Source organism: Methylomonas rosea (genome assembly GCF_024505055.1).
Taxonomy (GTDB): domain Bacteria; phylum Pseudomonadota; class Gammaproteobacteria; order Methylococcales; family Methylomonadaceae; genus Methylomonas; species Methylomonas rosea.
Map to the genome: position 1 here is coordinate 1 of NZ_JANIBL010000085.1, position 15,048 is coordinate 15,048.

7 protein-coding genes are annotated in these 15,048 nt (G+C 51.6%); 2 read left to right on the forward strand and 5 right to left on the reverse strand.

The window, feature by feature from the left end; all coding sequences use genetic code 11:
• Positions 1 to 801: 801 nt before the first annotated feature.
• The 4 genes from NP589_RS19880 to NP589_RS19895 all read right to left on the reverse strand — a co-directional run bounded on the left by NP589_RS19880 (position 802) and on the right by NP589_RS19895 (position 7,476).
• On the reverse strand, positions 802 to 2,022 hold the full coding sequence (locus NP589_RS19880) for a response regulator (protein WP_256608529.1): 1,221 nt from the start codon (positions 2,020 to 2,022) through the stop codon (positions 802 to 804).
• Between the two features lie 454 nt (positions 2,023 to 2,476).
• Complete coding sequence (locus NP589_RS19885; protein WP_256608530.1) at positions 2,477 to 4,738, reverse strand: caspase family protein; 2,262 nt, start codon at positions 4,736 to 4,738, stop codon at positions 2,477 to 2,479.
• A 68-nt stretch (positions 4,739 to 4,806) separates the two neighbouring features.
• Positions 4,807 to 5,619, reverse strand: a complete 813-nt coding sequence (locus NP589_RS19890; protein WP_256608531.1) for an alpha/beta fold hydrolase — start codon at positions 5,617 to 5,619, stop codon at positions 4,807 to 4,809.
• A 108-nt stretch (positions 5,620 to 5,727) separates the two neighbouring features.
• Positions 5,728 to 7,476, reverse strand: coding sequence for a DVUA0089 family protein (locus tag NP589_RS19895; protein WP_256608532.1), 1,749 nt, complete (start codon positions 7,474 to 7,476; stop codon positions 5,728 to 5,730).
• A gap of 307 nt (positions 7,477 to 7,783) precedes the next feature.
• Here NP589_RS19895 and NP589_RS19900 point away from each other — a divergent pair, with 307 nt between their 5' ends.
• Positions 7,784 to 9,451, forward strand: a complete 1,668-nt coding sequence (locus tag NP589_RS19900; protein ID WP_256608533.1) for a serine/threonine-protein kinase — start codon at positions 7,784 to 7,786, stop codon at positions 9,449 to 9,451.
• Positions 9,452 to 9,717: 266 nt separating this feature from the next.
• Here NP589_RS19900 and NP589_RS19905 read toward each other — a convergent pair whose 3' ends face one another.
• A complete protein-coding gene (locus NP589_RS19905) occupies positions 9,718 to 10,488 on the reverse strand; it encodes a VWA domain-containing protein (protein WP_256608534.1) in 771 nt (256 codons plus the stop codon).
• A 460-nt stretch (positions 10,489 to 10,948) separates the two neighbouring features.
• On the opposite strand from NP589_RS19905, the gene NP589_RS19910 reads away from it, so the two are divergent.
• Entirely contained in the window at positions 10,949 to 14,860 is a 3,912-nt protein-coding gene (locus tag NP589_RS19910; RefSeq protein WP_256608535.1) for a DUF3683 domain-containing protein, read from the forward strand.
• Positions 14,861 to 15,048 lie beyond the last annotated feature (188 nt).

The window sequence follows — 15,048 nt, forward strand, 5'->3', positions numbered from 1 at the left end:
TTAAACTTGTGCGCAACCCGTTTTAGCTCGTGCACGAGGTATTTTGCTATCGTCGCAAGCTTTTTTACCTTGCGCGCAAGCCTGCCGAGCCTGGCGATTAAACCTAAAAGCTTTGCGGGCAAGGCAAATTGATTCGTCCGTCCGGCAAAATGCCTAGCGCGCAACCTGATTCAGTTCGTGCACGAGGTATTTTGCTATCGTCGCAAGCTTTTTTACCTTGCGCGCAAGCCTGCCGAGCCTGGCGATTAAACCTAAAAGCTTTGCGGGCAAGGCAAATTGGTTCGCCGTTCCGGCAAAACGCCTTGCGCGCAACGGGATTAAGCTTGCGCACAAGGTGATTTACTATCGTCGCAAAGCTTTCTGTATCGCCCGCCAGCTTATTGAGTCATGCGGTAACGCGTTTTGGTTTGAGTCAGAGCGAACGAGGCTTTCGTGAATAGCTCAATACGATTAGCGAGAGGCTTCAAGGCCCGAATGAAGGGGAAATCCATATTCACCCGAAGAAAATCATGCCGGGCACTACCAATCGCCCTGGAGTTGAATACGAATGAGCAATGGATTGCTGGCAGGTTTTGGGTGTGTATTTGCGCGGCTATCGGCCAAAAGCTGACCATCACGCTTTTTAAATCAATGGAAGGTGATGGTCTCATAGCAGTCGCTCAACGATAAGGGAAAGTTGCACAAAGATGCGTAGTGAAACCGATTACAATCCCGTCAGGCTCTATTTGGCATGCTCTGGTCTGCAGATAGGCGAGGTTTCAGGTTAACATTGCACTATCAATCATGGCCTTTCTTCCCTTGCTAAAATAATTCAATATTGTCATCTTCCATTACTACTTCTTCAGCAGGACCCGAAGTATGTCTCGCAATGAAAGTTTCAACGAGTATTTGTTGCTTTCTTGTAACAGTCTTGAGATTGAGGAAAACATTGGATAGGGAATTAGCAATAAAAGGGCTGGCATCAATGCGCTTAGCTGCTTCTTCAATTGCCGACTCAATTCGATTAAGAAGATACTTCTCTTGATCGTCGTCTAGTGCCATTCTCAATAAGTCGAGATTCAAATCACGAATCATCTGGTGCATGACCTTCGCGCTGTCTTCCTGATTCGTCATCAAGGTTTTAGCCAAGTAATAGAGGTCGGTTCTTATCCTTCCAAAGGAACGCAGCAGATCTTCACTTTGCTGCATGAGAGCTAGCTCTGTTTGTACAGCATGGATTTTTGCCTCCATGCCTTGAAGGAAGACAGGCAAAATATCCTTTGTACGACCATAACGCTCCATATCGTCAATAGGCATATTTCTAACCAACAGACTTATGCCAGGGTAGTTCACTATTGTGCGCGAACCAAAATCGATAATGCGGGTCTCTTTTTCCGCCATTTCAATCATTTCTTTCTCAAGCGGACTGATATTGCCATCGGTTGCAAACCAGTGTGACTCTCCCTCATCCAAGATTAACAGGCAGCAATTCAATCCGAATTTGCCGGTTGCAAGAAAAAATCCTTGGGCAAGGGTTTCATAGTTATTGTAAGAAAATATCTTCGTCATGAAGTCCATGGCTACACCCAACTCACTGGTTCCAGCCATTGCAATAAGAGCAGCTTTCTCTGCTAGCTTATACTGCTTCTCCAGCGACGCCTTCTGCTCCAGATATTTGATGAGCACTCGGATCTTTGCCATCAGATGCTCTGGATCAAAAGGCTTGACTAAGTAATCATCTGCTCCGGCTTCGTATCCTTGCATTCTTTCCCTGAGCGAGCTGTGTGATGATATAAAAACCACCGGCACATCAGATGTTCTAGGGTTTTCTCGCAACTGGTGGCAAACTTCATACCCGCTCAATCCAGGCATTTCGACATCGAGAAGGATAATGTCAGGGGTAGCCTTATAGGCTTCGGCTAAGCCATCTTCGCCGTTGAGGGCGCTTCTTACCTTAATACCTTCACTTTCTAGGGACCTCTTAACTATTTTCTGAACCACCTTATCGTCGTCAACGATAAGTATGTCCACGTTGCTAGTCATTCTTGCCACCAATAGTCATGTGTAATATGTATTAAATTTAGTTGAAGGTTCATGAGAAGAACAGAAGTGGCCCCATCTGTTTGAACAGAAAATTCGGATTTAAAAGTGAAATCCCTGCCGTTGGTTAGGCTGCCTTTTTAATCATTGGCAACAAGTCGGTATATGTCTTATGAGGCGTTTTTCGGTTCAAACTCGAATAGTGCCGTTTGTGGTTATCCCAACCGAAGTAATCCATGATCGAAGCACGAGCTTTACTATTCGCCTAAATTTTGAATGGCAGTTTATTTGCCTTTTCTTGTCTTTCCAAATTAGTCTTCATTGGCAGCTTGGGGTCGATCAACGACACTTCGCCTCTTTCCAAAGAGCTTGTTCTCTTCGGACTCCGCCCTATGGAAATGGGAACTCGACACCGCATCGGAGCTGGTGGCTGTTTTCAGTCGGATAGCTAATCTGCTTAAACTTCCGGTACGAAAAAGAACGGGCTGCCTTCGTGGCCGGCGTGCTGCAAGGGGGCGTATTGCGGTATTTGTTCGAAACCGCCGCGCGCCGCCGAGGCTCTTACTTGATTGGCGACATCGCGGAAAATATCGTAATCCTCGATGATGCGTTTGTTGCCGCGTAATACTTTCAAAAATGCATTGGCAAACACCGAATGATCGCCGCCGCCTTGGTCCATGACCGGTTTCACGCCGCCGGAAGTCAGCACGGTGCGGGCTTTGCGGCTGTTCATCGCTTTTAACCAGCGTTCACGCTTGGCGTCGTCCATGCCTTCCGGCAATTTTGCTACCGCCGAACCGGTCAATGCGCCGGAATAGCAGGAATCGGCCACCACCATAATGTGTTTGGCCGGCATGATGCTCAAAAATTCGGTGATGCTTTGGCTGGAGATCCAATTGGCACTATTACCGGTTTCCGAATCGACTGGCAGCCAATAGGCGGTCTGACTTTTCTTGTCGATCTCGCCGTGGCCGGCGTAATAGACCAGTAAATTATCTTGTTCGGTGAGTTTTTGATTCAGTTCGTTGAACGCCGACATGATGGCGTGACGGTTGGCGTTGATCAGCAATTTGGTTTTGAAGCCGTAGCGTTCCCGTAACAACAGTTCCAGGCTTTTGGCGTCGGCGATGGGGGTTTTCAGGGACGGATACGCACCGTATTCGTTGTTGCCGATGATGATTGCATAGAATTTGCCGAATTGAATATCGCCGGAGCGTTTCAATTCGCTGCCGTTGCTGCTCGGAAATACTGCCTCTGCTGCGTTACCGGAAGCCAGCAGGCGCAGGCTCAAGTCACTGCTCTGGTTGCGTTTGTCGGTAGCGACGATGCGCACCAAGGTTTCTTCGCCTTTTAAGCTGACGTCGGTTTCGAAGCGGCCATTAGCGTCGACTTTCACTGCCTTGTCGTTCAACAGCAAGCGGCTCAGGCCGGTGGCTGCGTCGATTTTGCCGACAATACGTTTGCTGCTTTCGCCCAAGCCAAACTGGATGCTGGGTATACCCCGGGTGACGGTGACGGCGGGTTCCAGCAATTCGATGTTGGGGCCGTTGCCGCTGGCCACCAGATTTGAGCTTTGTTGTTGTAGTTTTTCTTTCAGTGCGGCAATTTCTTTGGCTTGCTGTTGCAAGGCCTGCTTGCGCAGGTCTATTTGATTTCGGTCCAGCTTGTCCGATGATGTTAGCCAGCCGGTCAGTTCCGCGGATTGTTTTTGATAGGTTTCGATTTTTTCGCTGAGCTTATTTTCGATATCGTTAGTTTTGCTTTCAACGGCTTTAGCACTGGGGCTTTGCTGGCGTGCCGCTTCCAACTCGCGTTTCATGCGCTGCCTTTCCTGGCTGAGCGACTGTGTCAAACTACCCAATTTGGCCTGTTGGTCTTTTAATTGGCTTTCTTTTTCGCGTAATTGTTTTTCCAGCGATTCAATATCGCTGGAGCCGCTGGGCGTAACGGATTTTTGTTGCTGTAGTTTGTTACGCAAGGCTTCCAACTCGTCTTGAGCCTTACGCAGATTTTCCTGTTGATCCAGGGTTTGCTGACGAGTGCTTTGCAGTTGCTCGCGCAGCTGCTCAGCTTCGCGGCGGGATTCCGCCACTTCACTGCGTAGCGTTGCTAATTCTTCGCTGTTGGCGATGGCTTGAGCATTCACGGCGGGTGCAAACTGGATGCCGGCGTCTTCCAGGCCTGCCGATTTGCGATACCAACGTAACGCGGCTTCCTTGTCTTCAGTAACGCCCAGACCTTTTTCGTAAAGATGACCCAGGTTCAACTGCGCTTGAGAGTTACCTTGGTTGGCGGCTTTTTCGTACCACTGGGCGGCGGCTTTGTAGTCGGCTGGCGTGCCCAGGCCTTTTTCGAAAATCTCGCCGACATACAACTGGGCGGCGGCATCGCCTTCCTGGGCCTTGGGCAGCCAGATATTTAAGGCGCTGGCGTAGTTGGCGCGATCATACGCAACATATTCGCCGCCGCGGACTTCGCAATCGGCGGCAGTAGTACGAATCGGCCGGCGGGCACTGAGATAGGTCATCTGCGAGCCGAGTTTGCGTACCTGTCCGGGCAGCAGGCAATCGACAACAAACAGTTTACTGGTGTCGGCCACGATATAGCCTTCGGTGGCCTTGGCCATTTCTTCCTGGCTGACGTCTCGGGCGCAGGCGGACATTATTATGCCGCTAATTGCCAACGCGAGTGTACGGTTCAATACTCTTTGTGTAGCCATGGTGTGCCGCCTTCGAATGAATGGTTTTATCCGGCAACCATAGCAGAAATCCGCTAGCCCGCAAATGACTAGGGCAGGTGCTCCAGGCGTTTTAAAATCAGTGGCCAAATTGCTTGCCAGCCATGGCCGTGATCGGCATCGACGATTTCGACCTTGCTGTTGGGGCGTTGCCTTAGGGCTTGTTGGAACAATTCCGGCGGAATGTTGTTATCGCGCTGACCTAGCAGATGCCATTCCGCGATGCCGGTTTTGATGGCGCGCTTGGCCGGGTTTAGAGAGTCGTTCAAACGCTGATAGCCGTGATGGTCGGCCCAGATATCGATGTCGTAATTCGCTGCCAGTGTTACCACTGCGACGGTTTGCGGCAAGCGTTCGGCTATCAGTAGCGCCAGTGTGCCGCCGCCGCTATGACCAATCAATACCACTTCCCGGAATCCACGCTGTATGCAGAAATCTATTAAAGCTTGAGTCATGGCTGCTACCACGCGTTCGCCGTAGCGGGCCCCGGTCCAGATGATTTGCGAGCAGCCGGGATCGCCGGCATGGCCATTGTAGCAAGGACGGCCCAAGTAAAGGGTTGGTGTAGGATCGGCAGCCATAAGCGTAAGAACGGTCGATGTGCGGGTTGTAGGGTCGGCAGCCGGAAATAGTCCCCGCTCCCAGGGCCGGCCGTCTCCTTCGAGGTAAACATGCAGGCGTTTACCGGCTGATAGCGGCAAATGGCTAAAAGAAGTTAGTTTGAATCCGGCGGCTTCAGTTTCTAGGGCCTGGAAGCCGAATGTCATGGCTTGATCATGCAGACGCACCGCTGGGGTGCTGCAAGCTGCCAGGAAAAGCAGCAGACTCAGTTTAATCAGCAAATGTAGCCGCGTGACAGGCATGAAGTTAATGCTATTTGGAAGATTCCACGTTGCATGCGTGACATGCAGCGTGGACAGGGCGTGCGGTCGATTGGCAATCGACCCAGTGTATTCGTTTGCCCGGCGGGTTTAAAACGACAGCCGCAAACCGCTGGAAAAGGCGTGGTTTGAAACGTTTTCCCGATCAATGATGGTGTTGTAGGCCACGAAAGCGGACATGCCATCGGCAAATTGACCGGCCACGTTAAATCCTAGTTGCATGAAATCGCGGTCCGGATTATCGGAGCGGATGTTAAAGCCGGCATTGTTTTGCACGAAGCGTACGACGCTGACTTGGGCGTTATAGCTGGATTCATGTACCCATTCGGCATTGACTTGCGGCACGATTACGCCCCAGGGCAAGCTCCAGGCATAAGAAGCCCTGGCGCCGGCTTTCGTCAGCATGGATTCTATGTTTTGTTTGCCGTAGCTGGTGCCGAAACTGGCACCGCCGGATTCGCGGTAGCCGTCCACTTCGGTTTTGGCGTAGTCGAAACCGATATACGGCCCGACCACCACCTGGTCTATGTGATAGTTATAACCCGCGCCCAAGCTGGAGGCATACTGCATGCCTGAGGTGCTGCCTTTTGCCGAGGTGTTGAAAAAACTCATTGCCCGCTCGGATTCGTAATCGATGCCGCCAACGCTGGCTAAAGCGTCGATATAAAAATCCTGAATATTGATAGTGCTGTATAGCGAGCCGGTATAAGCCGCCGTGTAAAGCTGACCGGCGCGGTTACTGAAATCGGCTTTGTTGTGAGCGTTATTAAATGCCAGACCCACAAAAAAATTGTCGGTGACCGCATAATCCGCACCAACCGTTACCCCTTGATTGTCGAAACTGTAACCCTGTTCGTTGGCGGAGCGGTTCCGGCTACCGAAACTGCCGTCGATATTGCCGTAGATGCCGAGACGTTGGAATATTTCCGGCAGTTCATCTCCGCTGGCGCCACCGATTTTGGTGCCGCCCAGATTGATGCCGCCAGCATTGCCGGCTCGTAAGGTGGCGATGCGGTCCATAACGCTGCTGAAATTGGCGCGCGAGGTGGCAACCGTGGTGGCGGCAATCGTATTGATCTCTTCCGGAGTGATTTGATCGATAACGTCGGCTTTGGCGGCCGCGCTTAGGCCGGCGATTCTGGCGCAGTCGCTAATGACAGCGGAGCTGGTGGGGGAGGCGCACAAGCTGTTGATTGCCAGCGAGGTCGCGCTGGCGTTGGAGGTGGATTCGATAATTTGCGATTGCGAAATTACCGCCCCGCCGCTGCCGGCATAGCTAATCAATCTCGCACTGCCCGAGCCGGTGCCGGTGCCGGGAATGATCAGCCCTGAGTCGCCCACTATCAATAACACATTGCCCGTGTTGCTGTTTATATTGGATCCGGCGATAGCATCGGTTGACGAAAATGGAAAGTTTGCTACTGCCACCGTGTAACTTCCGGGGCTTAAGGGGTAGTCGTTAATCAGCGAGTTATAATCCGGAGAGGCGCCTGCCGCACCGCAGTCTATTTGGCTACAGCCGTCGTCGTCCGCAGTAAGCACGGAGAGGCTGGTAAAATTGCCGGTGCCGTTCAGCAGGTAAATATAAGGGTCCGTTGTAGGGCCGCTGGTGGCAATATCAACCAAAGTAGTTTGCGTTAGCGAAAAGGGCAGATAGCCGACTGAACCCGCGCCTGAGCCGGTAAGATTGAATGTCCCGCTCGCGAATTCCAAACCCATGGCGAGTGGCGAAGCCAGCAGCAACGCGGCTAATGAGCTTGCCGTTAGGGATTGGCGTTTGCTCAATCGTGCAAAGGCGGTTTTAGAACAGAGGGGTTCAAAAAAAAACAGTGATTTCATGAGCATTTATCCGAAATAGTTTCTGCGACTTATTATAGATGCATGTCAATGTTTTCAATAGCAATTAAATTTTGCCTGGAGAGTCGGTATAGTCCGATAAAGCTTGTTCATATTCTGTTGTGGCAGGTAAATTTCTTATGACACGTTAGTCCCACGAATGAGCACATGTAGTAGCGGAGTGATTTTGCCGGGCTTGGGCGCGATTCATCAAGACCGATTTTGGTTTTTAGACCGTAAAGGGCAATTGCAGCGACACGAACAAGCTCTTCGGCTAAAATCCTTACACTTTCCCTGACTGTTGTTTGCCATGTCCAGATTCGAGCTCGCATTGAAAGCCTTTCAGCAGGCTCAAATAGCCTATGAAGATTTGTTGGCCGTGGCGGCCGCTTTGAGCTTGGAACCAGAACAGGTTTTAGATGCAGCCCGCCAATTCTTGGAAAACGAATATCGGAGCGGAAAAATTGGCGCGGATGTTTATCGCGGTTTGCAATCGGCCATGCAAGACGAAACGCGGATTGCCGGCGATCAAACCAAAATTGCGCCCTCGCGGGTATCCGTTCAAGACGATGAGACCAGTGTAGTTTCCGCGCCGGCTAAATCGGCGACGATACTGCCTGTTTCACCTGCTACGCAAACACCTACGCTGACGACCGAATCCTTATTGCAAGGCTTGGACCCCTCGCAGCCGCGCGCCGAGCTGACAGTAGGCAGTACCTTGAAAAGCCGTTTTGTACTCGAAGAGTTGCTCGGGGTGGGCGGTATGGGGATGGTGTTTAAAGCCACCGATTTGCGCAAAGTGGAGGCGTCGGATAAAGAGCCGTTCGTGGCTTTAAAGGTGCTGAACCAGGATTTTCAATTCAATCCGATGGCCTTGGTAGCTTTACAGCGCGAGACCAAACGCGCGCAAACCCTGTCTCACCCCAATATCATCAAAGTCTACGACTTTGATCGCGACGGCACGCACGTGTTTATGTCGATGGAATACCTACAGGGTAGACCGCTCAGTCATTTGATCCGCGAGCATGTCGACAGCGGATTACCCTTCAAAAAAGCCTGGCCTATCATCAGTGCGATGGCAGAAGCATTGGCGCATGCGCATAAAAAAAATATCGTTCACTCCGACTTTAAACCGGGCAATGTATTTATCGGCGACGACGGCGAAATCAGAGTCCTGGATTTCGGGATCGCCTGCGCCATCGGTCGTAGTGAAAAAGATGGTCACGACGCGACGATATTTAATGCCCGGTCGCTGGGCGCCATGACCCCGGCCTATGCCAGTCTGGAACAACTGCAAAATAGCGATCCCGACCCGCGCGACGATATTTATGCCTTGGCCTGTATCACTTACGAATTGCTAAGCGGCAAGCATCCGTTTGGCCGTTTGTCTGCGGAAAAAGCCATGGAAGTCAATTTGCAGCCTAAGCCCATCGCTCAGCTTAAGCGGCGGCAATGGAAAGGATTGCAAAAAGCTTTGGCCTTTAGGCAGGAAGATCGCAGCGCCAATATTGATGAGTTTTTAACGGCCATAGGTCCGCATACCTCGGTATATTACGGCTTATGGTCGACAGCATTGTTTATTGCCTGTTTGATTGGCTTGAACGTCTATTGGACCTTAAGCGAAAAAAATACCAATACCGAGGTTGTGAAGGTTGCTGTGGAATTAAGCCCGGAGCAAAATCAGAAAATCAGAGATTTGCTGGAGTTGGCGGATATTCATTTCGATGTCGGCTATCTCACTGCGCCGACCGGTAGCAACGCGTTCTGGGCCTACCAGGAGGTTTTGAAAATCGATCCATATAATAAAGCGGCTGTGGACGGTATCAATAAAATCGCCGATACGCTGGAACAGCAGGCGTGGGAGTTTTACGAAAAGAACGACCGCTCGGAGGCTTTGAAAAAAGTGCAGGAAGGCTTGGAAGTTAATCCTGTGCACAAGGGCTTGCAGAGTTTGCGAGATAAGCTCAGGTTCAATTGATTGAGAAAATACTTGGCCGGCTCACGAAATCCCGATGATTGGGTTTTGCAAACTTAGCTTAGGAATTTTCAAAGAGTTGCGACTCGGAGATAGGGGGCTTGTTTGTTTGGAGTAGCGTCAGATATTTTTGCAAGAAGCTTGAGCTGATTGGGAATTCTTGGCTTTTGCCTGTTTGGAAGTTTGAACGGAGGAGTACGGCAACTGTCGCGGTTAAACCTGCTAAACCCGAGCTGAGATCGAGTTTAGCAGGGTAAAAGCACAGTTGATTATGCTGCTTTACGACGGCGAGACATTCCCATGCCGAGAGCGCCCAAGCCAATCAAGGCCAAGCTTTCTGGCTCAGGTACAGTGCCGCCCTGAGTTACGGTGCGAATTTTGTTTTCTATCGCTGCTGCGTAAGCGGTCGCGTTAGCAACGCCAATGTAGAAGCCTTGAGTTGGGAAGTTGTAAGGCGAGGAGGTATCGCAAGGGCCTGGATAGCAAATGCTGTTTTGCAGATAGGCAGTGTCTACCCCGCTGCCAATACCTTCGATACTGATGTTATCCACGCCGGCAGCAATCAAATTATTGCGCGCGGTTATTGCGGTTGCTTCGTTGCTTGTCACGCCATCGGTTGCAAAATTTACGTAAGAAAAATCGACAGATAACGTGGACGCTGCCAGAGTGGTACGCATGGTATCGAATGCTGCTGTAAAGTTTGTGCCGCCACCAGCATAAGATAGGCCGGCGATACTGTTTGCCAGTGTTGTGCGGCTGGCTGCGTCTGTGACGAGAAAGTTTTGAATGTCTGCGGTCGCGCTACTGCTAAATGTCACGACGGAAATTTCATAGTTGCTGTTCAACGGAATCAAGTTATTGACGGCGTTTGATAATCCAGCTCTGATGATATTCCAGTTAGACGAGCCGATGCTGCCCGATTCATCGAGAATAAAACCAAGTTGGATGGCGCCGGCATTAGCCGAGCTAGATGCAAATGCGCTTAGTGCGAACGTGGCCGCCATTGACGCAGCTAAAGTGAGTTTGCGGATTTTTCTCATGTGATCTCCAGAAAGTGATTTATGTAAGTTAACCCCAGATTAAGTCAGGACGTTTTTACCTTAATTACCTAGCAAAGTGTTTTAGTTGGACGAATCCTAATTGCGGGGTAATGTCTCTAAGTTAGGGGAAAGCAACTTAAAAAAGCAAGTATTAGGCCATCTTTTATTTTTCAATAAGTTGTAAATTATCGGATTGTTCGATGCATTATTTTTGTAAAAATAATCGACATAACTTTCGGCGTGTTGTCGGCTTGTCGGCTGGCTTTGGACTACAAGCCGGGAAGTGCGAATATTGTTTTGAAATAAGCAAAAATTTTGCTGCGCCAACTATATGGCGAATAAGCGGGTATGTGGTTTTTTGATAGCCGGTAGCTCCTGGAAAGGGCGGATATTTAAGCGGGTTGGCGCAAATGACATGCTAAAATCCGGGGCACCATGACTTTTAGATTGCCGATTACCAGTGGCTTCCCAATTATTCCCTGTATCCGATGATGCAACGCCCGCGCGACTGCGGGAAATTCCTTATAACTACACCTCGTTTTCTGATCGCGAAATCGTGATTCGCCTGCTTGGCGAAGACATGTGGTGGGTGCTTGATTCGCTACGCGACGAACGGATTACCGGGCGTTCGGCGCGGATGTTGTACGAAGTGTTGGGCGACATTTGGGCGGTACAACGCAATCCGTATCTCGAAGACGATTTGCTCGACAACAGTAAAAGGCGGCGCGCCTTGCTGCAAGCCTTGCGGCATCGTCTAGGGCAGATGGAAGGTCGGCAAATCGAGTTGGAAAACCAACACGCCGAGCGGGCCGAGCGCGTGGCGCAACTGATCGCCGCCGCGCATCAAGCGGTGAATGAATTCGAAGCGCATTTCGAACGCACCGCGCAGCTGCGTCGCAGCGTGCGGACCTTGCTTTCGCAATACACCCGCAAGGACAATATCAGTTTTGACGGCTTTGCCCGCGTCAGTCACGTTACCGACGCCACCGACTGGCGCGTTGAGTATCCGTTTGTGGTGCTGTATCCGACCTCTGAAGACGAAGTCGGACATTTGGTGCGCGGCTGCATCGAGCTTGGCCTGACTATCATCCCCCGTGGCGGCGGCACGGGCTACACCGGCGGTGCGGTGCCTCTCAATGCTTATTCCGCAGTGATCAATACCGAAAAGCTGTTGGCAATGGGATCAGTTGAACGGCATACGCTATTGCCTGGTGTGGATAGCTCATATGCGACGATCCATACCGGTGCCGGCGTAGTCACCAGACGAGTAATGGAAACCGCCGAACAGGCCGGTTTGGTGTTCGCCTGCGATCCGACTTCCGCGGATGCGTCTTGCATCGGCGGCAATATCGCGATGAACGCCGGCGGTAAGAAAGCCGTACTCTGGGGAACTGCGTTGGACAATCTGGCCTCCTGGCGGATGGTGACGCCCGACGGCAATTGGTTGGAAGTCGAGCGCTTGAATCACAATCTGGGCAAGATCCACGAGCAAGACAAAGCCGGTTTTCTGCTGAAACGTTTCGACGCTAGCGGCAAACAATTGCTTGGTGAAGAAACGCTGGAAATTTCCGGCAGCTTTTTCCGCAAGACCGGGCTAGGTAAGGATGTCACCGACAAGTTTCTCGGCGGTTTGCCGGGGATTCAGAAAGAAGGATGCGACGGTATCATTACCTCCGCGCGCTGGATTTTGCACGAAATGCCGCCGGTTAGTCGCACGTTTTGCCTGGAGTTTTTCGGCCAGGTGCGGGAAGCCGTGCCGTCGATAGTCGAAATTCGCGACTATCTGGCCGATTTGCCGAAAGAAGGCGTCAATCGGGTGATGTTGGCCGGTCTGGAGCATCTGGACGAACGCTATGTCAAAGCGGTGGGTTACGCCACCAAAGCCAAACGCCACGGTCGGCCGAAGATGGTGCTGATCGGCGACATCGTCGGCGACGATGAAAACCAAGTGGCCATGGCGGCGTCGGAAGTGGTGCGCCTATGCAACGCGCGTGGTGCGGAGGGCTTTATCGCAGTCAATCCGGAAACCCGTAAAAAATTCTGGCTGGATCGCGGTCGCACGGCGGCGATTGCCCGGCATACCAACGCCTTTAAAATCAACGAAGACGTGGTAATCCCGCTGCCGCGCATGGGCGATTATTGCGACGGCATCGAGCGCATCAATATCGAGTTGTCGTTGAATAATAAATTGCGCTTGTGCAAAGCCTTAACCGAATTGCTGAGCGGCGATCTGCCGTTACGGGCCTATGAAGAAGGTGTGAATAAGTCCGAATTGCTGGATGAGCGCAGGGCCTTGGCTTTGGATGCAGTTGGCGCAGTAAAAGAGCGCTGGCAGTGGATTTTCGACAACCTGGATTTGCCGCTGGCCGAAGCCGAAAAAGCCTTCGAGTCACAAGGCATCCAGGTCGGCGAATTAAGCAATCGCGCCGCCGAGCCGATTCTGTTTCATCGCTTACAGGATTACTCGCTACGGGTGTCCTGGAAGCAGGAGTTACTACCACGCTTGCGGGAAATTTTCGAGGGCGATAATTTCCGGCCCATCGTCGAGCGGATCGAGGCTTTGCATAAAGAGGTCCTGCGCGGTCGCGTATTCGTGGCTCTACACATGCACGCCGGCGACGGCAACGTGCATACCAATCTGCCGGTTAACTCCGATCATTACGAAATGCTGCAAGAAGCCAATGCCGCCGTGGCGCGGATCATGGCCCTGGCGCGTTCGCTGGGCGGGGCGATTTCCGGCGAGCACGGTATCGGCATCACCAAGTACGAGTTTTTGACGGAAGACGAATTAGCGGATTTTCACGCCTATAAAAATCGTATCGACCCGGAAGGCCGTTTCAATCGTGGCAAGCTGATGCCGGGCGCCGATTTGCGTTCGGCTTACACCACCTCGTTCAGTTTGATGGGCTTTGAATCGCTGATCATGCAGCAAAGCGACATCGGTGCGATTTCCGATTCGGTGAAGGATTGTCTGCGTTGCGGCAAGTGCAAGCCGGTCTGCTCGACGCACGTGCCGCCGGCCAATTTGTTGTATTCGCCGCGTAACAAAATTTTGGCGACTTCGTTGTTAATCGAAGCATTTTTGTACGAAGAACAAACCCGGCGCGGGATTTCGATTACCCATTGGAAAGAGTTCGAGGACGTCGCCGACCATTGCACGGTTTGCCACAAGTGCTTCAATCCTTGTCCGGTGGACATCGATTTCGGCGATGTGTCGATGAATATGCGCAATCTGCTGCGCAAGATGGGCAAGCAAAGTTTTAATCCGGCCAAAACCATGGCCATTGCGTTTTTGACCGCCTCCAGCCCGAACACGGTCAAGGCGATGCGCACAGCAATGATCGATTGGACTTACAAGGCGCAACGCATCGGCAATACGCTGTTGAAACCGTGGAGCAAAGCGCAGATCGCGCAGCCGCCGGCTACGGTCGGCAAACCGCCGGTCCGCGAGCAGGTGATTCATTTTATGAATCGAAAAATGCCAGGTGACTTGCCCACGAAAACGGCGCGGGCGTTGCTGGATATCGAAGATGGGCAAATCGTGCCAATCATTCGCGATCACGCTAAAACCCGGACCGATTCCGAAGCGGTGTTTTATTTCCCTGGCTGCGGTTCCGAGCGCTTGTTCTCGCAAGTCGGTTTGGCCACGCAGGCGATGTTATATGAGATTGGCGTGCAAACTGTGCTGCCACCCGGTTATTTGTGTTGTGGCTACCCGCAGCGCGCTGGCGGACAGTTCGACAAGGCGCAGAAAATCACTACCGATAATCGCGTATTGTTTCATCGCGTGGCGAATACGCTGAATTATCTGGATATCAAAACGGTAGTAGTTAGCTGTGGTACTTGCCAGGACCAATTGCAGGATTACGAATTCGAGAAAATATTTCCGGGTTGTCGCTTGATCGATATTCACGAATACCTGTTGGAAAAAGGCGTCAGGCTGGAAGGGGTGAATGGTGCGCGTTATCTGTATCATGATCCATGCCACAGTCCATTCAAGCAACAAGACCCAATGAAGGTGGTCAATCAGTTGATCGGCGCGCCGGTCGCCAAATCCGAGCGCTGTTGCGGCGAGTCAGGTACCTTGGCGGTGGCGCGGCCGGATATTTCCACGCAGATTCGTTTTCGCAAGGCCGAAGAATTACAGAAAGATACGGCGAAGTTGCGTGCTGACGGTTACGACGGCGCGGTGAAGATGCTGACCTCCTGTCCGTCGTGCATGCAAGGTTTGCAGCGCTTTGAGGATGAAGTCGAGCAAATGGAAGTCGATTACATCGTTGTGGAAATTGCCAAACATGTATTGGGTGATAACTGGATGACCGGGTATTTGGATCGGGTCAGCAAAGGCGGTATTGAGCGGGTTTTGGTGTGAGTTAAGGTTGTCGAGGGCGGGCCGGCTATTTTTTAAGCCGGCTACTCGGCTCTTTTGGAGTTAAAAGCCTTTCGTCGCTGAGCATTCCGCTCGACGATGATCTGGATTAACTTTTCTTCGGACAATAAAAAAGCCGCGATAAATCGCGGCTTTTTAAATTTGGAGCGGGAAACGAGACTCGAACTCGC